The organism is Rhizobium sp. BK529, from assembly GCF_014194105.1.
Taxonomy (GTDB): Bacteria; Pseudomonadota; Alphaproteobacteria; order Rhizobiales; family Rhizobiaceae; genus Rhizobium.
This window is the reverse complement of sequence record NZ_JACIAU010000001.1, coordinates 1,190,742-1,210,027: the sequence shown is the minus strand read 5'-3', so window position 1 is coordinate 1,210,027 and position 19,286 is coordinate 1,190,742. Positions and strand designations below refer to the sequence as shown.

Here is a 19,286-nt window from a genome sequence, read left to right as displayed (position 1 = left end):
TTGAAACATGCGTGACGGCGGGCCGTTGCCTGCCGATGAGGAATAACTTAGGTCTTGATAGACGAGGGGTGGGAGTTACAAGTGTGACGGGATTCCGATGGACTCGCTGATAACAGCGGCCGCCCAGGCGCTCGCCAAGGGCGATCCGATCGGGGCGATGAAGCGCGTGGCGCTGCGCGACGACCCGCCGGCGCTGGCGCTGCGCGGCATTGCCATGGCCCAGCTCGGCGATCTCGGCCGCGCCAAGGCGCTGCTCAAAAGTGCCACCAAAACCTTCGGCCCGCGGGAAGCGGTGGCGCGCGCCCGCTGCATCGTCGCGGAAGCCGAAATCGCCCTTGTTTCGCGCGATCTCGCCTGGCCGGAAAAGGCGCTGGAAGCAGCCCGCGCCACGCTCTCAAGACGCGGCGATCGCGTCAATGCCGCCCATGCCCGCAATCTGCAGATCCGCCGCCTGCTTCTGATCGGCCATCTCGATGCTGCCGAAAAGCTGCTTGCCGATCTCGACCCCTCGCCGCTGCCGCCGGCCGCCCGCGCCGGCCATGAGCTCGCTGTTGCCGGCGTCGCAATTCGCCGGCTGCGCACCGGACAGGCCCGCGAGGCCCTGGCAAGGGCGGCCGAAGCGGCGTCGAAGGCTGGTATACCCGCGCTTGCCGTCGAAGTGCGCGATGCGGCAAAGGTTCTGGACGCGCCGGCCGCCCGGCTGATTACCGACGGCGCCGAACGCCTGCTGCAGCTCGAAGAGGTCGAGGCGCTGCTCGGGTCCGGCGTGCTCGTCGTCGATGCCTGCCGCAACGTGGTGCGAGCCGGCGCCGAGATCGTCCCGCTCGCCAGCCGCCCGGTTCTCTTCGCATTGGCGCGCACGCTTGCCGAGGCCGCACCAGAAGATGTCTCCCGCTCCCAGCTCCTTGCCCGCGCCTTTCGCGCCCGCCATGCCGATGAATCTCATCGCGCGCGGCTGCGCGTCGAGATCGGTCGGCTGCGTGCCGCCTTTGCAAGCCTTGCCGAGGTCAAGGCGACGAGCCTCGGCTTCGCGCTCACCCCGCTCGATGGGCGCAAGGTCGTCGTGCTCGCCCCGCCGGTCGAGGAGGAACATGCGTCGCTGCTCGCTCTTCTTGCCGATGGCGAATCCTGGTCCAGCACGGCGCTTTCGATCGCGCTTTCCACCAGCCCGCGCACGGTGCAGCGGGCGCTGGACGCCCTTGGCGAAGCCGGCAAGGTACAGTTCTTCGGCAATGGTCGCGCGCGGCGCTGGATGATGCCGCCGGTCGTCGGCTTCCCGACAACATTGTTACTCCCCGGCCCGCTGCCGAGCGACTAACATCGGTCCGAAAGAGAGGATGAACCCATGAAGACGGCAAAGGCAGAGATCATCCGCGAATACGGCCCCTTTGAGGACGCACCGCGTGTCAACGGCGTCAGCTATGATGGCCGGCATGTCTGGTTCGCCTCGGGCGACAAGCTGCATGCGCTCGACCCCGAGAGCGGGACAGAAACCCGCGCCATCGATGTCGCCGCCCATGCCGGTACCGCCTTCGACGGGCGCTATCTCTTTCAGATCGGTGAGGACAAGATCCGCAAGATCGACCCCGAAACCGGCACCGTCGTCGCCACCATCCCTGCCCCTGGCAATGGCGGCGATTCCGGCCTTGCCTGGTGCGAGGGCAGCCTCTGGGTCGGCCAGTACCGCGACCGCTGCATCCACGAGATCGACCCGGACACGGGCAAGATCCTGCGCACGATCGAATCCAAACGGCACGTAACGGGTGTCACCTGGGTTGATGGCGAGCTGTGGCACGCCACATGGGAGGACGACGCGAGCGACGTGCGCCGCATCGACCCTAAGACCGGCGAAGTGCTGGAGCGGCTGGACATGCCTGAAGGAGACGGTGTTTCGGGGCTGGAATCCGACGGCGGCGATCTGTTTTATGCCGGCACCGGTGGAGCCGCCACGGTGCGGGCAATCAGGCGGCCTCGGTGAGACAGGCGCTTCACCCGAGGCGCCTGTCTCACCGAGCGGTTTACTTGCCCTGTCTGCGCAGCGCGTCGATCAGAACGCGCGCTGCGGGGCCTGACGATGCGGGATTCTGGCCGGTGATCAGCTGGCCGTCAGTCACTGTGTGAACGCCCCAATCCTTGACCTTGGAAAAGGTCGCCCCAAGGCTCAGCAACTCATCCTCGACGAGGAACGGAACGACCTTCGTCAGGCCGACGCCTTCCTCTTCGCCGTTGGTAAAGCCGGTCACATGCCAGCCGGCGACAAATGGCGTTCCATCGGCATTCTTGACACGATGCAGCACACCCGGCGCATGGCAGACGAGAGCAATGGTCTTGCCGGCTGCAATGAAGGATTCGATCAGTCGGATGGAATGCGGGTCTTCGGCCAGATCCCACATCGGGCCGTGGCCACCGGGATAGAAGATGGTGTCGTAGTCAGCCTGATTGACGCTGTCGAGCCGCACCGTATTGGCAAGCCGTGCCTTGGCCGCCTCGTCCGCATTGAAACGCCGGGTCAGCTCGGTTTGAAAGTCAGGCTCGTCGCTCTTGGGATCGAGCGGCGGCTGGCCGCCTTTCGGCGAAGCAAGCGTCATTTTGGCGCCGGCGTCCTGGAATGCATAGTAGGGAGCGGCGAGTTCCTCGAGCCAGAAGCCCGTCTTTTTGCCGGTATTGCCGAGCTGATCATGCGAGGTCAATACGATCAGAACTTTCATGATACTCTCCTTCCCTTGGGATTGGCTGAGTCTTGGGGATTGGCCGGGGCCGCATTGATGAGCACTGAAACCGATGATCCGCCGTCACGCACATGACGGCATCAATGATGCGCAATTGCCAGAAGTTTTAGGTCTGGAGCGGAAGTAGCGGAGAAGAGTGACAAGGGAATACCGCTATCGGGCGAAAGAGGGAGCCGCGCCCAGGGCGCCAAAGCCTGGGAAATCCGCACCGCCACCGACCTTGCCCTGCTTTGGGCCGGGCAGGATCGCAAGGCGGACACCGAGGCGCTGCTGCGGCCGGTCTTCGAGCGCTTCACGGAAGGGCGCGACACGCCGGATCTGAGAGCGGCGGCGAATGTGCTGGCGACGCTGGGATAAACGGCGGCGGGTCGGCCCCAATTTCCATTCATGAAGCACTAACCGTATCTGGATCCCGCTGAAACCGCTGCACGTGGTCGAGCGTTCCCTTCATTCAGCCAATCGGGTGACCGTCATGATCCAGTGGTTTGAGGAACGCTACATTTCACGCGAGGAGCATCAGCGCATCGTCGATTATTATCGCAAGCTGGTGGCGCAGCTCTATGGCACCGTGCGGGATCTGCGAACGGCTGGCGAGATGCAAAAGGCGCCAATTCCAGCGGCCGCCAAGGAGCCGGGAGACATTCCGCCGGCCGGTCAGGACCCCGCCGGCCTCAATGTCATTACCGTCGATTTCCGCCGCAAATCCGCGCACCGCCGCTAACCTGCGAAACAAGAGCTTTTGTCATGGAACCTTCGGGAATCGTGGCTGTTCTCACCTTATGAGCAGCCGGGCCCTCTCTCGACATGAGCCGGCCCTCGCGCGCATTCAGTGAAGCGAAGCCAAGGGAGTCATTCACATGGCCAATCTCCGCAACGAGAACATCCCGACCTCTGCCGCAGGCACGCAAGTGAGCACGCTTACTGCCCTTTTCGACCGCCGCGACGACGCCGAACAGGCCGTCGCACGGCTTGAGGATGCAGGTATCCCGGCGGATTCGATCCGTTTTCTGCCCGGCTATGAGGCCGATGCGAACGGCGCCGATGTCGCGAGCGACGACCGTCCCGGCTTCTGGTGGAAGCTGGAGGACTGGCTCTTTCCCGATGAAGACCGCGCCGCCTATGCCGAAGGCCTGCGCCGTGGCGGTTTCCTTGTCTCCGTGCAGGTTGACGATGCCAGCTACGAGACCGCACACGACATTCTGGACGATGAAGGCTCTATCGACATGGATGAGCGCGCCGACCATTGGCGGCGCGAAGGCTGGGAGGCAAGGTCCTCGCGGCAGACCGCTGCCAGTCCCACGCATGATCGCCGCCGCGCCGCCGCCGAGGACGATCTGACGGTAACGGAAGACGCCTTCGCCCCGGACAGGAGCGCTACGGAGCGCGCAATGGAATCCTCCACCGTATCGGACGAGACAGCCCCATCCGAGCCGCAGAAGCTCCGTGTCGGCAAGCGCGACCTCAACACCGGCTCGCCACGCGTACGCGCCTATACGACAGGACAGCCTGCGACCACCGATGAGCCCGAGGTCGGCGTCCCGAAAACGGCACCACACGGCAGCGAGACGATCGAAGGCAGCGCCCGCAGGATGATGGCGGAGCGTGACGGCGGCCAGTCGCAGTCGCAGAGCGGCGACGGCCAGAACCAGTCGCAGGGTTCTCGCCGGACTTGAGAGCCTCCAACCGGTGACGGCAGCCGGCTGCTGTCACCCTGCCAGATGCCGTCCCCAACCTCAGTCGGGCGCCCTGCCCCGGCAGGCCCAGGCGACCGAGGCGAAGGAGCGCGGACCGTCCGGCTCTCCCGCCTCATAGGCATCCCGCACCGCCGTATCGACCCTCGTGCGCGTATAGGCATCCAGCCCCGTCACATATTTGCCGAGCGGGCCTTCGCCGGCGGCGATCGGCGCCCAGTAATCGTCGAAGGAATCGTAATCCATGCGGATTGTCAGCGACGTCTCCTCGACATCGACAAGGCCGTTGCCGAGGAAGCTTGCCTTCATTTCCCCTGGCCGCATCATCGGCTGGAATGAATAGCGGTGGCGCATCGCCCGCGCATTGCTGTCGATCATGGCGACCGTATCCCACATCATGCGCATGCCAGACATGCCGCCATAATGATCCCAGACGGCAGCGGCCACGGTGCCGCCCGGCCGCACGACGCGCCGCATCTCGGCTATCGCCCTGCCGGCCTCCGGCACGAAATGCAGGACGAGCAGCGAGAATGCCCGGTCGAAGTTTTCATCCTCGAAGGGCAGCGCGCAGGCATCGGCCTCCTGAATCGTGATGCGCGGATCGGTGTTGTGTTGACCGGCCGCCTCCACGAAGACGGGCGAAAAATCGATGGCCGTGATCGATTTGAGACCAGGCCTTTCCGCCAGCGTGAAGGTCAGGCTTCCCGTGCCGCAGCCGACATCGAGGACGCTCTCGCCATCGGCAAGCCCGGCGAAATCGATGAAGCCAGGCGCGAGCCTCTTGCTCCAGCGCCCCATCAGCCGCTCGTAACCCTCTGCACTTTCGACATTGAAACTCGACGCCATCGCAGCCTCCCCCAAGAAGCGACATAAACAGGACAATGCCCCTTTATTTTTAGGGCTCGCGGACACTGCGGCAAGCGGTACGAGCCCCTAATTCATCGCGACAACAGCGGCATTGAGCGCGGTGGCATAGGCGACCCAGAAGCCGTAGGGAATAAACAGCACCGATGCCAGCCGATCCCGCCGCCACGACAACCCGATAAAGACGAAGATCAGCACCAGCAGGGCGATGATGATGACGAGGCCGAGTGCGGGAAGCTGCAGGCCGAAGAAGGCCGGCGACCAGGCAAAGTTCAAGGCGAGCTGGACAATCCAGACCATCATGACAGGTGAATTCCTGCTGTGCTCGAAGGTCCGCGCGCCGGCAATGCCGATCAGGAAGTAGAGGATCGTCCAGGCCGGACCGAAGAGCCAGTTCGGCGGCGTGAACCAGGGTTTGGCGAGCGTGTCATACCATTCGCCCGACGGGCTCATAATGCCGATCAGAAGCCCGCCGCCGAGCGCCAGCAGGATGAAAACCAGATAATGATCGAACCGATGCACCGGGCCCCCCGCTTTCAGTGACGGTTGAAGTGGTGCTCGCCCGGCTGCCGTCAAGAGCGTCGCAGATCAGCCCGATGATGACGGACTGCGGCGGTCAGCGCCGCAGCCCGTGAAACCTCATTCCTTGTCGAGAATGCTCCAGTCAAAGCCCTTCGCCCAGTCGGCATAACTATGCCAGGCGACCTCGGGGAAATCCCGGCGCAGGGCCGCGATATCGGCGGAATACCCGACCTTGTCGAACCACTCATACATCAGCGCCATATCCTCGCTCTGCTGGCGCAACGCCGAGACCGGCAGCTCCTGGAAACGGATCGGTCGGCCGATGGCGTCCGAAAGGATCTTCGCCTGCTGCTCACCCGACAGCTCGTCGCCGGCAATATTGAAGCGCTTGCCGAAAACCTGCTCGCGACGCTCCGCAAGGGCGGCGACGAAATGGCCGATATCGTCTGTCGCGATCTGCTGCAATATGCGGGCGGGCGGCAGCGCTGCGGCATAGACGCCCTGTTTCAGGCCGCCGATTGCCCAAGGCGCTACCGTGTTCTCCATGAAGGCGACCGGGGCCGAGATCGTGTAGGGTATGCCGAGCCCGGCCACATGCTGTTCGACGAGATATTTGCTGTCGAAATGCGGGATTCCGGTCTTCCTGTCGGCATCCGATACCGAGGAATAGATCAGGTGGCCCACTCCGGCCTCCTTGGCCGCATCGGCAGCCGCAATGCCCTGTCGCGTTTCCGCTTCGACGCCCGCCTCATAGCTGTTGCCCATCAAAAACATGGTGTCGACGCCACGAGCTGCCGCAACGACAGAGGCCTTGTCGTTGAGATCGCCCGCGACAATCTCGATGCCGGATGCGGCAAGCTCTCGGGCGGCATCGCTGTCGGGTCTGCGGGTCAGCCCCTTGACGCGGTGGCCGCGCGAGGCGAGCGCCCGGGCGACGGCGCCACCCTGATGGCCGGTTGCCCCGGTGACGAGAATGGTTCTGCTATTGCTCATCTCAAGCTCCTTGATCGCTTGGTGATCCCCTCAGAAAAACTGATCTGGGGGATCGTTGCTAACGAAGCAGAATTGGGCATTGTTGCATTGAGCCATAATGGGCTACAAATGCAAAACATCGTCCCATTGGAAGCATCAATGATCGATCTGAACGATATCGCGATCTTCGCCCGTGTCATCGAAGCCGGCAGCTTCACGGCTGCCGCCAGACTCATGGCCATGCCGAAGACGACGGTCAGCCGCCGCGTCGCCGCTCTGGAGCGCGAACTCGGCGTGCGCCTCCTGCAGCGCACGACCCGCAGCCTCGGCATGACCGATGCCGGGCGTCTCTACTACGAAGAGGCGAGCCAGGCACTGCGCCGCATCGAAGAAGCCAATATCCGCCTGGCCGAAGCCCGCGCCGAGCCTGCCGGCACGATCCGCATTTCCGCCCCGGTCGGCTTCGTCAGCCATTTCCTGGCCGATACGATCTTCGAGTTCATGGCGACCTACGAGAAATCCAGGGTCGAACTGCGCCTGACCGACGAGAAACTGAACCTGATCGACAATAGCATCGACCTTGCCTTCCGCACCGGGACGCTCGAGGATTCCACCCTGATCGCCCGCAGGCTCGGCCCCACCTATCGCCTGCTTTGCGCCAGCCCGGCCTATCTCGCGCGTGCAGGCACACCCGCAACACCAGCCGATCTCGCTACTCATCAATGCGTCATCGCCGGACCGTCCGCCGCCCAGGCGCTATGGGTGCTGCGGGGAGAAAAGGGCGAAGAGTCCGTCACCGTCTCGGGTCGCTTCGCCGCCAACGAAATGCAGGCCGTCATGGCCGCCGCCCTTGCCGGCTATGGTATTGCCCAACTGCCCTATGGCATCGCCTTCGCCGGCATCGCCGATGGCAGGCTGCAACGCGTGCTGGAAAACTATACGACGCCGGCGGGCGGGCTGCATGTTGTCTATCCCAGCAGCAAACATCTCTCGCCGCTGGTGCGCGCCTTCATCGCGCTCGCCGAACAGCGCCTGCATGAGGCAGATGCGCGCAACGTCCTGCCTACCGTCGCTTGAGCGGACGCATTCCCTGTTGCCAAATACGCCGGACTGGCGGAAGCTGCCATGTCAAGGGAATTGCGGCCATGACGACCACGACAGCGATCAGGCATCCGGCAAGACTAGGCACCGCAGGCATCTGCCGCGGCTGCTGGGACCAGATGCACATGCCGATCCCAATCGGGGGCCCGCTCTCCCTGCCGCTGCGCGCTTTCGGCATCACCAGAAGCAAAATGAACCCCGATATCTGCACGATCTGCGAACGCTCCTTCCAATACGTGAAGAAACAGCGCCACATCACTTCGGCTACCATCCTTTTCGCCGATATCAGGAACTATACCGGCCTTTCCGAACGCGTTGGTGCCGTCGAACTGAGCCATATCGTCAGCCTGTTCCAGGACCGTTCGGCAGGCGCGATCTGGGCCAATGACGGTATCGTCAACAAGCAGATGGGTGACGGGCTGATGGCGATCTTCAATTTCCCGATCATCCGTAGGGACCATGCCGCAGCCGCCATCATGGCAGCCCGCGAAATCCAGCGCTCCTGCGCCGAAGCGCTCGCCGAGGTCGACGTCGGAGAACCGCTCGGCGTCGGGGTCGGCATCCATACAGGCGATGTACAGATCGGCGAATTCTCCAGCTTCCACAGCGACTTCACCGCGATCGGCGGCGTGGTGAACCAAGCCGCCAGACTGGAATCGCAGGCAGCACCGGGCGAAATCCTGATTTCGGCCGAAACCGCGCTTCAGGCGCCGCGGCTTGTGGACGATGGCGAGGTGCGGATGCTGTCGCTGAAGGGCATCGGGCAGCCGGTGGAGGCGCGGGTTTTGCGGATCGGCTGAGCGCCTATTTGCAGGAAACGCACTGCCCATGTCTCGATGCATGTTCTACGCCGGATAGGCGGACACGGGTAAATCGGATTTCCATTCCTCTGGCGTCCTCAGGGCGTTCTTGACCAAGCCCTCGTCGGACACATCGAGCCCCTGCTCCTTGATCCATTCAATAAACGGCTTTGCACGGCCCGGTTCACCAGACACCGCAGCCCGCGCGGCATCGGCGACAAAGCTGCTGACAGCGTCCAGATCATTGCTCAGGCGCACCGTCAGTGCTTCGAGTTCCACGGGCCAGCCCAGAACTTTGCAGGCACGATTGAACTCGTCGGCAAGGTAGAGAAAAACCCGGTGCCTCAATTCTATATACTCGACTGATCCGACATAGTTGGCGTCGCTCTGAGCCCTGCGGATCGCAACGAGACCCACGGTCAGCAGCCATGCCCTTTCCCTAAGGAACCAATAGTTCACAAAAGCTTCCCTGTTCGCCCACATGCCTCCTTCGGTCTCGCTCTCCGGCTTGGTAAAGAAGGGCTTCGGGATCAAAGACATGATCTCTTCTGCCCGCCACTGAATTTCTATCCCGAGAGCCTCGCCGTTCTGAAACAAAAGCCAATGCTCTTCGAGCGTCTTGGGTTTATTTGGAGCGGTGTTGAACAAGGCGTCCGAATGGCTTGTGCTGCTTTCGGCGACAGGCCTTTGAGCCACCGTGGTCCCAGATGTCGAGCTTTCGGGCCCCGACGCTCCCGTGATCCGCCGCGTACCCAACAATCCGAACACCGCAGCCACGATGAAGGAAAAGACCCAGTCGCTCCCATAAATGCCGCTCTGGGCAAATGACAACAGCTGAATAAGGACGATCACCCACGCCGTTCCGATGCAGGCATAGCGCTGAGCTTGGACTAGATTGATTCGCACATGTTCCCCCTGTGTTCACGGCCCGCGACCATAAAGACCGGCACCGCGAAAAGCCATGCCCATCGGCGCTCCCATATTCAAAAACAAAACCGCTTGCATTTAAATCCGAACGTTCGTATTTTTATCCGTCAAAACTGGAAACCATACCCGTGACGCGAACGCGCAAGATCACCACTGATGATATTCTCGACGCTGCCGAGCGCGTCGTCGTACGATCAGGTGCGGCCGGGCTGTCGATTGATGCGGTGGCCAAGGAAGCCGGCGTCAGCAAGTCGCGCGTCGTCTATGACCACAAGACCAAGAGCGCGCTTCTGGAAGCGTTGGTCGACCGCCGCGTCGGGGCCGATATCGCCCATATGCAGGAATGCGTTGACGCGAATGCCGACACCCCTCACCCGGAGCTTTACGGCCGCATCGCTGCCGCCGACAAGGCGCTCGACGATACCGACCGCGCCGTGGCGATGGCGATCAGCGCCTCCATGTCGAGCGAGGAAAATCTGCAGCAGATCATCCGCAAATGGGTGCTCGACGATCTGGCGGCGATGGCCGCCGGGCTGAAGCCGCGAGCAGCGTTGATGGCCTATCTGGCGCTGACCGGCTTTTACTGTACCGAACTCTTCGATTTCCACCGCTGGAGCGGCACGAAACGACAGGAACTGCTCGAGGATATCCGCAAGGTCTACGCGACCTTTCCCGAGCCGCCTGAAACGAAGACCTGATCGGGAACCTGAAAGACAAACCAAAGTAAGAACCTCAGAAAGCCGCGGGGGCGGCCAAAAAGGGATATATCATGTTGCGCAATACCAGACTGCCGCGCCTGAAGGCGACGATGGCAGCCACGACACTTCTGGCACTGACGGCCGGACAGACCTTCGCTCAAGAAGGGGGAATGCAGATGCCGCCGGCTGCCGTCGGCGTGGTTGAGATGAAGGCTCATGCCGTGCCCGTGGTCAACGAACTGCCGGGCCGCATTGCCGCCACCCGTGTGTCGGAAGTGCGCGCCCGCGTGTCCGGCATCCTGCAGGAGCGCGTGTTCCAGCAGGGCACGCTGGTCAAGGAAGGCGACGTGCTCTACCGCATCGATCCGCGGCTCTTCCAGGTGCGCGTTGCAAGCGCCGAAGCCGCGCTGCAGCGGGCCAAAGCCACGCAGCAGAATGCCCGCCTGCAGCTGGAGCGGCAGCAGAGCCTAAAGGAGCGCAATATCGCGACCGGCGTCGATTACGATACGGCGGCCGTCAATCTTGCCCAGGCCGATGCCGATGTCGCGAGTGCGCAAGCCGGCCTCGACGAAGCCAAGATCAATCTCGATTACACCGAAGTCCGCGCGCCGATCACCGGCATCATCGGCGCGGCCCTGGTCACCGAAGGCGCCCTTGTCACCGCCGATGGCACCTCCAATCTGGCGCTGATCCAACAGATCGATCCCGTCTATGCCGACTTCACCCAGTCCGCCCAGGATCTTCTCAATCTCAAGCGCGCCGTTGCCGAAGGCAAGCTCGCGAGTGCCGCACCCGGCGAAGCCCGCGTCGAACTCGTCTTCGACGATGGCAGCCTCTATGCCGAGCCCGGCCGGCTGCTCTTTGCCAGCGCCAATGTCGATCCCAATACCGGACAGGTGACGCTGCGCGCCGAATTCCCCAACAAGCACGGCGATCTGCTGCCCGGCATGTATGTGCGCGTGCGCATCGAACAGGCCGTGCGCCAGGATGCACTGACCGTGCCGCAGCGCGCCGTTATCAGAAACGAAGCCGGCCAGGCGCAGGTCTATGTGCTCTCGGAAGGCAACAAGGCGGAGCTGCGCCCCGTCACGCTCGGCCAGACGCTCGACTCCGAGTGGGTGGTGGAGCAAGGCCTGAAGGATGGCGAGAAAGTCATCGCCGATGGCGTGCAGAAGGTAAAGCCGGGCGCGACCGTTACGCCCGAGCCCTGGAAGCCGGACGCGACGGCGGATGCTTCGGCTTCGCCGGCCGCTCCTGCAAAGCCTGCGGAGTAAGAGCTCATGGCACAATTCTTCATTCGCAGGCCGATCCTGGCCTGGGTCTTCGCATTGTTCATTTCGATTGCCGGTATCCTGGCGATCCCCTTCCTGCCCGTGTCGCAATATCCGAAGGTCGCCCCGCCGCAGCTTTCGATCTCCACCTCCTATCCGGGCGCTTCCCCGCAGGAAATCTATCAAGGCGTCACCCGCCAGATCGAAGATGAGCTGAACGGCGTCGAGGGGCTGATGTATTTCGAGTCGACCTCGGATAATTCCGGCTCGGTCAGCATCAACGCCACCTTCCGCGCCGGCACCGATATCGACCAGGCCTCGGTCGACGTGCAGAACGCCATCCGCCGCGTCGAAGCCCGTCTGCCCGCCACCGTGCGCTCACAGGGCATCAATGTGGAAGAGGCAAGCTCCGGCTTCCTGATGTTCATCGCGCTGACCTCGACAGACGGCACGCGCGATGAAGTGGCGCTTGGCGATTACATCACCCGCAACATCATCGGCGAACTGCGCCGCATCGATGGTGTGGGCCGCGCCCAGCTCTTTGCCGCTCAGCGGGCGCTGCGCGTCTGGATCGACCCGGACAAGATGGTCGGCCTCAATCTCACGACCGACGATATCAACGCCGCCATCACCGCCCAGAATGCCCAGGTCGCGGCCGGCCAGATCGGCGCCAAGCCGAACCCGGTCACCCAGGATCTGACGGCGACCGTGCTCGTGCAGGGCCAGCTTTCCACGCCGCAGCAATTCGGCGAGATCATCCTGCGCGCCAATGCCGATGGCTCCACCGTGCGGCTGAAGGATGTCGCCCGCGTCGAGCAGGGCGCGGAATCCTATAACTTTACCAGCCGCCTCAACGGCCAGCCGAGTGCTGCGATCGCCATCCAGCTCTCGTCCACCGGTAACGCCGTGGCGGTCTCCAATGCCGTTAACGCGAAGATGAAGGAGCTTTCCCGCTTCTTCCCGTCCGGCATCGAATATTCCGTGCCCTACGATACCAGCCCCTTCGTTTCGGCTTCGATCGAGAAGGTCATTCACACGCTGGTCGAGGCCGTCGCCCTCGTCTTCGTAGTCATGTTCATCTTCCTGCAGAATTTCCGCTACACGGTGATCCCGACGCTCGTCGTGCCGGTGGCGCTGCTCGGCACCTGCGCGGTCATGTATGCGACCGGATTCTCCATCAACGTGCTCACCATGTTCGCCATGGTCTTGGCGATCGGCATCCTCGTCGATGACGCGATCGTCGTCGTCGAAAATGTCGAGCGCATCATGGCCGAGGAAGGGCTCTCGCCAAAGGCGGCCGCCCAGAAGGCGATGGGCCAGATCACCGGCGCCATTCTCGGCATCACGCTGGTTCTCTCCTGCGTCTTCATTCCCATGGCCTTCTTCCCCGGCTCGACCGGCATCATCTACCGCCAGTTCTCGCTGACCATGGTCGTCTCGATCCTGTTCTCGGCCTTCCTGGCGCTGTCGCTGACGCCCGCGCTCTGCGCCACCTTCCTGAAGCCGATCAAGCAGGGCCATCACCACAAGCGCGGCATCGGCGGCTGGTTCAACCGCAATTTCGAGCGCATCACATCCGGCTACTCCAAGACCGTCACCGGCATGGCGCGCCGCGCCGGGCGCATGATGATCGTCTATCTCGCCCTCGTCGTCGGCCTCGGCTATCTCTTCATCAACCTGCCGACGGCTTTCGTGCCGGATGAAGACCAGGGCTTCCTGATCGTCGATATCCAGGGCCCGCCGGAAGCGAGCGCCAACCGCACCATCGAATCCATAAAGCAGGTGGAAAAGATCTTCCGCACCGAATCCGCCGTCGAGAATATCGTGGCGATCCAGGGCTTCTCTTTCTCGGGCAACGGCGCCAATGCCGCTCTCGCCTTCGTGACGCTGAAGGACTGGGCCGAGCGCGGCCCCGGCAATACCGTGCAGGAAATCGCCAACCGCGTGAACGGCCAGCTCTTTGCCCTGAAGGACGCCACCACGTTTGCGCTCTCGCCGCCGCCGATCGAAGGCTTCGGCGCCACCGGCGGCTTCTCCTTCCGCCTGCAGGACCGCGGCGGCAAGGGCCAGACGGCGCTCGTCGAGGCGGCCGGCCAGCTGATGCAGATGGCGGGCAAGAGCCCTGTCCTGACGGGCATGCGCATCGAAGGCATGCCGGATGCCGCCCAGGTTCTGATGGTGATCGACCGCGAAAAGGCCAACACCTTCGGCATCTCCTTCGCCGACATCAACAACGCGATTACCGCCAATCTCGGGTCGTCCTATATCAACGACTATCCGAATACCGGCCGCATGCAGCGCGTCATCGTCCAGGCCGATGACCGCGCCCGCCTGCAGATCGACGACGTGATGAAGATCAACGTGCGCAATGCGAGCGGCGGCATGGTGCCGCTCTCCTCCTTCGCCATTGCCCAATGGCAGAAGGGCGCGCCGCAGATCGTCGGCTATAACGGCTATCCGACCGTGCGCATCTCCGGCGCGCCGGCGCCTGGCCAATCATCAGGCGCGGCGATCGCCGAAATGGAGCGTCTGGCTTCGCAGCTGCCGGAAGGTTTCGGCTTCGAATGGTCCGGCCAGTCGGCGGAGGAAATCACCTCCGGCAGCCAGGCGCCCTTCCTCTTCGGCCTGTCGATTCTCTTCGTCTTCCTGCTTCTGGCCGGTCTCTACGAAAGCTGGTCAATCCCGCTCTCGGTCATGCTGGTGGTTCCGCTCGGCGTCATCGGCTCGATGCTGGCGGTGATGATCCGCGATATGCCCAACGACATCTATTTCAAGGTGGGCCTCATCGCCATCATCGGCCTCTCAGCCAAGAACGCCATCCTGATCGTGGAATTCGCCAAGGATTATTACGCCGAAGGCAGGTCGCTGCTCGATGCGGCGATCGAAGCCGCCCGCGTCCGCTTCCGCCCGATCATCATGACCTCGCTGGCGTTTACCCTCGGCGTCGTGCCGCTGGCGATCGCGACCGGCCCGAGTGCGGCAAGCCAGAACGCCATCGGCACCGGCGTCCTCGGCGGCATGATCTCGGCGACGGTGCTGGCGATCTTCTTCGTCCCGGCGTTCTTCGTCTTCGTGCTGAAGCTGATGAGGACGAAGCGGCCGGTCACTGAGGAGCAAATGCCAGCCGCACCCGAGACACCACCGACCGCCCCAGCCACCCACTCCTGACCTACGGCCGGTGTGTCATGCCTCCCGGGCTTCGAAAGGAGCTCGGGGGGCTTTGTTTTTGGAGTTATGCGAAGCCAATCGAAGCGCTGTGCCGTGGGACACCCCCTCTGCCCTGCCAGGCATCTCCCCCACAGGTGGGGAGATTCACAAGTGGCCTGACCTTCGCGTCTCACTAACGTTGCGCAGCTTGCAACGTCGATTGTTTGGGGAAACCCGTTCGCCCAGCCAATCTCCACCCTTGTGGGGGAGATGCGCGGCAGGGCAGAAGGGGGTGCCACGTAATTCAATGCCAACCGAACGCCCCCACGCAATAGACACCCCATCCATCCGCCCTATATCCGCCCGGCACAAGCACAACCGCCGAGGCTCCACATGCCATCCACCTTCATCGCCAGGGGCGCAGACGCCTATGAAGCCGCCATGGGTCGCTGGAGCCGCAAGCTCGCAGACCCGTTTCTCGCCTTCGCCGGCATACCCGCATATGGCCGCGTGCTGGACGCCGGCTGCGGCACCGGCAGCCTGACACTGGCGCTCTCAACCCAACCCGAACTCACCGCCATCGAAGCCCTGGATTTCGAGGAAAATTTCGTGGCGGCGCTGCGCGCCCGCACCGAAGACCCAAGGGTAAGCGCCCGCCAGGGCGACGTCTGCGCCCTTCCCTATGAAGACAAGAGCTTCGACGCAGCCTATTCCCTCCTCGTCCTCCACTTTGTCTCCGACGCCAACAAGGCCATCACCGAAATGCGCCGCGTCCTGAAACCGGGCGCCATCGCCGCCGCCGCCGTCTGGTCCCATGACGGCATGCCGAGCTGGCGCCTCTTCTGGAACACGATCCGCGCCGTCGAACCCGAAGCCGAAGGCAACGGCATCCCTTCCGGCCCGCGGCCGATGACATCAGAGGGCGAGTTGCGGGCGCAGTTTGCCGGCGCCGGCTTTGCCGATGTCACCGAGGCAACTCTGACGATCATGATGGACTACAGCGATTTCGACGATTTCTACCTGCCGAAGGTCTATGGGCAAGGACGCTTCTCGGCGTTTTTCGAGGGATTGCCGGAAGCGAGACAAGAGCGGCTGCGAGAGGCGTTGAAGGCGGCTTACCTGGATGGCAGGCGCGGAGATGGACCGCGCAGGTTTGAGAGTTTGGCCTGGGCGGTGCGAGGCAGCGCGTAGGACGGGTTTAGCGCCGCCTGCCCCTATTGATGACTGAACCCGGCTCCGTCAGGACTTCATGTTCAGCAACTCAGGAAAATCGTAGTAGCGCAGCCGCTTGTCGCGGCAGCGGTAGTCATTCTTTGAGACGCCCATGATCATATTCTGTTCTAAAGTAAGATCGATATAGGACCAGTTCGGGTTGGCCCGTTCCGTCGTCCGCGTGCAATAACCGTAGACCTGCTTTTCAGGATCAAGCAGCACCACGCTCGAAATCTCGGCCGTCACGAAATTCCCCGGTTTTATGGTGCCGCGCAAGGCGTCCACATACTCGCGTTTTACCGAGCTGGACGGAGGACGCTGCGAATCCATGACGGATTGCGGTGTCGGAGTCTGACAGCCGGCCAGTGTCATCGCGGCGGCACAGAGAAGTACAGTCGTCCTCATTCAGTTGAATCTCCCAAAGGCAAAGCATAAGGCGCACAATATTTCCTACAAATATTACGAGAATAATATCCGCAATACACGATCATCCACAGCCGATGCCGCGAACCGCGACACCGACTTTGTGCAAAGGTCAAGAATACGCCCGAACCTCACCACGCCTGTTGCGTCGGCATCACGAACACCTCGGCAATATCCATATGACCCGGTGACTGAACCGCGAACAGCACCGTTTCGGCAATATCCTCGGCCTTGAGGAATTCCATCTGCGTCTTCAGCTCCTCCATCTGCCGGCGCACGTCAGGATCGGAGATCTGCTCGTAAAGCTCGGTCTCGACCGCACCCGGCTGCACGCAGGTCACGCGGATATTGTGCTTCTTGCCGAGCTCCATGCGCATGCCATCCGACAGCGCCGTGATCGCATGTTTCGTCGCGCAATAGACCGTAAGCCCCGCAAAGACCTTGCGGCCGGCGATCGATGACGTGTTGACGATATGGCCGGATTTCTGCCGGATCATATGCGGCAGCACGGCGGCGGTGGTGTTCAGCACGCCCTTGATATTGACGTCCACCATCCGGTGCCACTCCTCCACCTTGAGCGCCTCCATATCCGATAGCGGCATCAGGCCGGCATTGTTGAAGAGGATATCGACACCGCCGAATGCCTGCGCGAGCCTGGAGACGCCGGCTTCGACGGAAGCGGCATCGACGACATCCATTTCCAATGCCATGCCCTGCCCGCCTGCCTTTTCGATCCGGGAGACGAGTTCTTCCAGCCGCTCGGTGCGGCGCGCGGCAAGCCCCACCTTTGCGCCATTGGCCGCAAGCTTCAGGGCCGTGGCCGCGCCGATCCCGCTCGACGCGCCGGTGACGAGGGCGATTTTTCCTTCGATAGACATGGTCTTTCCCTTTCGTTGCCGTCCTTGAGACGGTTGGTTTCGACGGGAACAGACTAGAAAAACGCCCGCGCGCCTTCGCTCGGCCGCTTGCTGAAACTGTCGCGGATTTGCTGTGAAAGAAAGCAATTCCAGCAAAACTGTGCAGCGGTTTTGCGTCAGAAATTGCGCAAAAGAGTCTACCCGCGATAGTCGCGCGGGCTGACGCCGACCTGCCGGCGGAACACCTGCGCGAAATGGCTGGGGCTGGAATAGCCGAGATCGAGCGCGATCCGGATGATGCTCCGATCCGTCTCGCGCAGCAGCCGGCGCGCCTCGGCCATCTTCAGCTGGATGAAATAATCCGATGGCGAAGAACCGGTCGATTGCTTGAAGACGCGGGAAAAATGAAAGGCGCTGAGCTCGGCCTCGGCCGCAAGGCTTTCGAGATTGAAGGCCCGGTCGAGCCCCGCCTCCATCATCCGCACCACCTTCTGCAGCTTGAAGGCCGGCAGCGCCCCGCGCCGGGCGGATGCTACGCCACCCCGCCTGCCGTAATGCCGCACGAGATGGACGGCGAGCGCCTGCGCAATGCCCTGCACCGCCATTTCGCTGGGCTCGGCAGCCTCCGTCAACTCTTTCAGGATCATCCCCATCAACCCCGAAATCGCCTCGTCCCGCGCCCCGGAAACATCCGCCAGCCGAAACCGCTCCGCGCTGTCGGCGCTCCAAACCTCCGCTACCGCCCGCTGGTAGATCGGCAGCCCGAGATAGAGATGCATGACGCAAAGCGCCTCGCCGGCGCTCGTCTCCCACCTCAGCTCATAGGGCGTCTCACTCTGCGTCAGATAAAAATCCCCCGCCGAGACTTCCACCGGCATCCACTCCCCGCCGATATCCCGCTCCTCGATGCGAGCGGAACCGGAGACGATCCAAACCACGAGCGGTTCGGCGACAGCGGGCACGAGGAGATTGGTTTCCAGCGGCTGGTGGGAGAGAAGGTGGACGGAGATGGTGCTCCATGCCGGGCCTTGGCTGCGGGCGAGAAGGCGGGCGTGGATACGCTGGCTCAGGGCTTCGGGGGTGGATTTCGGGGGCATTGGAGGTTGTCTCGCATAGCCACTGCAAGAGCAGTGGCAGGTTATAAAACCCTCGCAACGATTGATGTCCATGCTCGGATTCGGGTGCAGCCGAAGATCAATGCTATGACAGCGCTTCGAATAGGAACGGGAGCTTATGACGTCTACCGTATGAAGAACTGGCTTTTCTTTTATCGCTTCACAGTTGAAAATGAGGACTAGGAATCGCCACGTTCAAGATGAGCGAAATTTGTAGGGAATGATTTTAGTTCAATCGAGGTCAACGTGGTTAGAGATATTTCACGCGAGAATATTCGATATAAGCTCGGCCTCATATCAATTTCTGTAGATGATCTAATAAAATTGCTTGAGTCCAAGGGAGTGAAAAACGCCACAGCCAAGACAGATACTGTAGAGTTTGATAGCCTCGATGATATAAAAACTAACAAAGCTCTTCTGGCCGGCCAACCCCGGATATACTTAGAAGAAGCGATTATTTCTTTTGAACGCGGTTGGGGTGCGGTCTCCCCAAGAGGAGACCAACCAAACGGTTCCAGTTTTGCGAAATCAGTTTTTGAAGAGTTGATTATGTATAAATCTCCTCTCGACAGGTTTTCGGAATCAAGAATATTCGGATGGACATATGTGTTAATATTTATCGCCTTCGGCTGGTTTTGGAAACCGATTGCAGCGAAGTTAGATATTGGAGATAACGTTAATTATACATTAGACATTATATTCATGGGTTATTTTGCCATGTTCGTGACGAAGCATTTGTGGGCAGGTTACTCCGCCTTCTTCAGAAAGGTTGTTTACTATCGACCTGTCGATGGTTTCTTTAGGAGGAACATCGAAACTATCGCCGTTTCAGCGATTACCGGGCTGGTTGGCTTGGCGGTCGGGGCCGTTGGGTCGGGCTTTATAGACAAGATCAAAGGTCTATTCTAAGGCAGCATTTCCTTGCAACGCGTGGAGAAGGCGTAGCACCTTTCATCG

General features: G+C 61.9%; 20 protein-coding genes. 11 read left to right on the top strand and 9 right to left on the bottom strand.

All coding sequences use genetic code 11. From position 1 onward, the window contains the following. Positions 1 to 97 precede the first annotated feature (97 nt). Together FHX08_RS06135 and FHX08_RS06130 are read left to right on the top strand one after the other, a co-directional pair. Positions 98 to 1,318, top strand: coding sequence for a helix-turn-helix domain-containing protein (locus FHX08_RS06135; RefSeq protein WP_184326997.1), 1,221 nt, complete (start codon positions 98 to 100; stop codon positions 1,316 to 1,318). A 27-nt stretch (positions 1,319 to 1,345) separates the two neighbouring features. After that, positions 1,346 to 1,978, top strand: coding sequence for a DUF5074 domain-containing protein (locus FHX08_RS06130; RefSeq protein WP_184326996.1), 633 nt, complete (start codon positions 1,346 to 1,348; stop codon positions 1,976 to 1,978). Positions 1,979 to 2,018: 40 nt separating this feature from the next. On the opposite strand, the gene FHX08_RS06125 is transcribed toward FHX08_RS06130, so the two are convergent. Both FHX08_RS06125 and FHX08_RS06120 read right to left on the bottom strand, forming a co-directional pair. Next, positions 2,019 to 2,708 (bottom strand): type 1 glutamine amidotransferase domain-containing protein, encoded by a 690-nt coding sequence (locus FHX08_RS06125; protein WP_184326995.1) that lies wholly within the window; start codon positions 2,706 to 2,708, stop codon positions 2,019 to 2,021. A 174-nt stretch (positions 2,709 to 2,882) separates the two neighbouring features. Further along, on the bottom strand, positions 2,883 to 3,107 hold the full coding sequence (locus FHX08_RS06120; protein WP_132651808.1) for a hypothetical protein: 225 nt from the start codon (positions 3,105 to 3,107) through the stop codon (positions 2,883 to 2,885). Positions 3,108 to 3,201: 94 nt separating this feature from the next. On the opposite strand from FHX08_RS06120, the gene FHX08_RS06115 reads away from it, so the two are divergent. Beyond that, positions 3,202 to 3,450, top strand: a complete 249-nt coding sequence (locus FHX08_RS06115) for a hypothetical protein (RefSeq protein ID WP_132651809.1) — start codon at positions 3,202 to 3,204, stop codon at positions 3,448 to 3,450. A gap of 136 nt (positions 3,451 to 3,586) precedes the next feature. Next, positions 3,587 to 4,402 (top strand): hypothetical protein, encoded by an 816-nt coding sequence (locus tag FHX08_RS06110; protein ID WP_132651810.1) that lies wholly within the window; start codon positions 3,587 to 3,589, stop codon positions 4,400 to 4,402. Between the two features lie 60 nt (positions 4,403 to 4,462). On the opposite strand, the gene FHX08_RS06105 is transcribed toward FHX08_RS06110, so the two are convergent. The 3 genes from FHX08_RS06105 to FHX08_RS06095 form a co-directional block, all read right to left on the bottom strand. Beyond that, positions 4,463 to 5,266 (bottom strand): class I SAM-dependent methyltransferase, encoded by an 804-nt coding sequence (locus tag FHX08_RS06105; protein ID WP_184326994.1) that lies wholly within the window; start codon positions 5,264 to 5,266, stop codon positions 4,463 to 4,465. An 87-nt stretch (positions 5,267 to 5,353) separates the two neighbouring features. Continuing rightward, positions 5,354 to 5,806: a TspO/MBR family protein gene (locus FHX08_RS06100; RefSeq protein ID WP_245508217.1), complete on the bottom strand. Its 453-nt coding sequence runs from the start codon at positions 5,804 to 5,806 to the stop codon at positions 5,354 to 5,356. A 117-nt stretch (positions 5,807 to 5,923) separates the two neighbouring features. Next, positions 5,924 to 6,799, bottom strand: a complete 876-nt coding sequence (locus FHX08_RS06095; protein ID WP_184326993.1) for an NmrA/HSCARG family protein — start codon at positions 6,797 to 6,799, stop codon at positions 5,924 to 5,926. A gap of 138 nt (positions 6,800 to 6,937) precedes the next feature. On the opposite strand from FHX08_RS06095, the gene FHX08_RS06090 reads away from it, so the two are divergent. Together FHX08_RS06090 and FHX08_RS06085 are read left to right on the top strand one after the other, a co-directional pair. Next, positions 6,938 to 7,855 (top strand): LysR family transcriptional regulator, encoded by a 918-nt coding sequence (locus tag FHX08_RS06090; protein WP_184326992.1) that lies wholly within the window; start codon positions 6,938 to 6,940, stop codon positions 7,853 to 7,855. Positions 7,856 to 7,923: 68 nt separating this feature from the next. Further along, positions 7,924 to 8,679, top strand: a complete 756-nt coding sequence (locus FHX08_RS06085; protein WP_184326991.1) for an adenylate/guanylate cyclase domain-containing protein — start codon at positions 7,924 to 7,926, stop codon at positions 8,677 to 8,679. A gap of 45 nt (positions 8,680 to 8,724) precedes the next feature. Here the strand turns inward: FHX08_RS06085 and FHX08_RS06080 are convergent, their stop codons facing one another. Continuing rightward, positions 8,725 to 9,585, bottom strand: coding sequence for a hypothetical protein (locus FHX08_RS06080; protein WP_184326990.1), 861 nt, complete (start codon positions 9,583 to 9,585; stop codon positions 8,725 to 8,727). A gap of 149 nt (positions 9,586 to 9,734) precedes the next feature. Between FHX08_RS06080 and FHX08_RS06075 the strand changes: the two genes are divergently transcribed. The 4 genes from FHX08_RS06075 to FHX08_RS06060 all read left to right on the top strand — a co-directional run bounded on the left by FHX08_RS06075 (position 9,735) and on the right by FHX08_RS06060 (position 15,913). After that, the gene (locus FHX08_RS06075; RefSeq protein ID WP_184326989.1) at positions 9,735 to 10,304 is read left to right on the top strand and encodes a TetR/AcrR family transcriptional regulator; all 570 of its coding nucleotides are present in this window, start codon (positions 9,735 to 9,737) and stop codon (positions 10,302 to 10,304) included. A gap of 71 nt (positions 10,305 to 10,375) precedes the next feature. Further along, complete coding sequence (locus FHX08_RS06070) at positions 10,376 to 11,578, top strand: efflux RND transporter periplasmic adaptor subunit (RefSeq protein ID WP_184326988.1); 1,203 nt, start codon at positions 10,376 to 10,378, stop codon at positions 11,576 to 11,578. A gap of 6 nt (positions 11,579 to 11,584) precedes the next feature. After that, the gene (locus FHX08_RS06065; RefSeq protein ID WP_132651818.1) at positions 11,585 to 14,743 is read left to right on the top strand and encodes an efflux RND transporter permease subunit; all 3,159 of its coding nucleotides are present in this window, start codon (positions 11,585 to 11,587) and stop codon (positions 14,741 to 14,743) included. A 372-nt stretch (positions 14,744 to 15,115) separates the two neighbouring features. Then, positions 15,116 to 15,913 (top strand): class I SAM-dependent methyltransferase, encoded by a 798-nt coding sequence (locus tag FHX08_RS06060; protein WP_132651820.1) that lies wholly within the window; start codon positions 15,116 to 15,118, stop codon positions 15,911 to 15,913. A 48-nt stretch (positions 15,914 to 15,961) separates the two neighbouring features. Here the strand turns inward: FHX08_RS06060 and FHX08_RS06055 are convergent, their stop codons facing one another. From FHX08_RS06055 to FHX08_RS06045, 3 genes are all read right to left on the bottom strand, one after another. Next, a complete protein-coding gene (locus FHX08_RS06055; protein WP_132651821.1) occupies positions 15,962 to 16,339 on the bottom strand; it encodes a hypothetical protein in 378 nt (125 codons plus the stop codon). A 149-nt stretch (positions 16,340 to 16,488) separates the two neighbouring features. Next, complete coding sequence (locus FHX08_RS06050) at positions 16,489 to 17,235, bottom strand: SDR family oxidoreductase (RefSeq protein ID WP_132651822.1); 747 nt, start codon at positions 17,233 to 17,235, stop codon at positions 16,489 to 16,491. Positions 17,236 to 17,411: 176 nt separating this feature from the next. After that, the gene (locus FHX08_RS06045; protein WP_132651823.1) at positions 17,412 to 18,311 is read right to left on the bottom strand and encodes a helix-turn-helix domain-containing protein; all 900 of its coding nucleotides are present in this window, start codon (positions 18,309 to 18,311) and stop codon (positions 17,412 to 17,414) included. Positions 18,312 to 18,575: 264 nt separating this feature from the next. Here FHX08_RS06045 and FHX08_RS06040 point away from each other — a divergent pair, with 264 nt between their 5' ends. Next, a complete protein-coding gene (locus tag FHX08_RS06040; protein WP_132651824.1) occupies positions 18,576 to 19,238 on the top strand; it encodes a hypothetical protein in 663 nt (220 codons plus the stop codon). Positions 19,239 to 19,286: the final 48 nt, after the last annotated feature.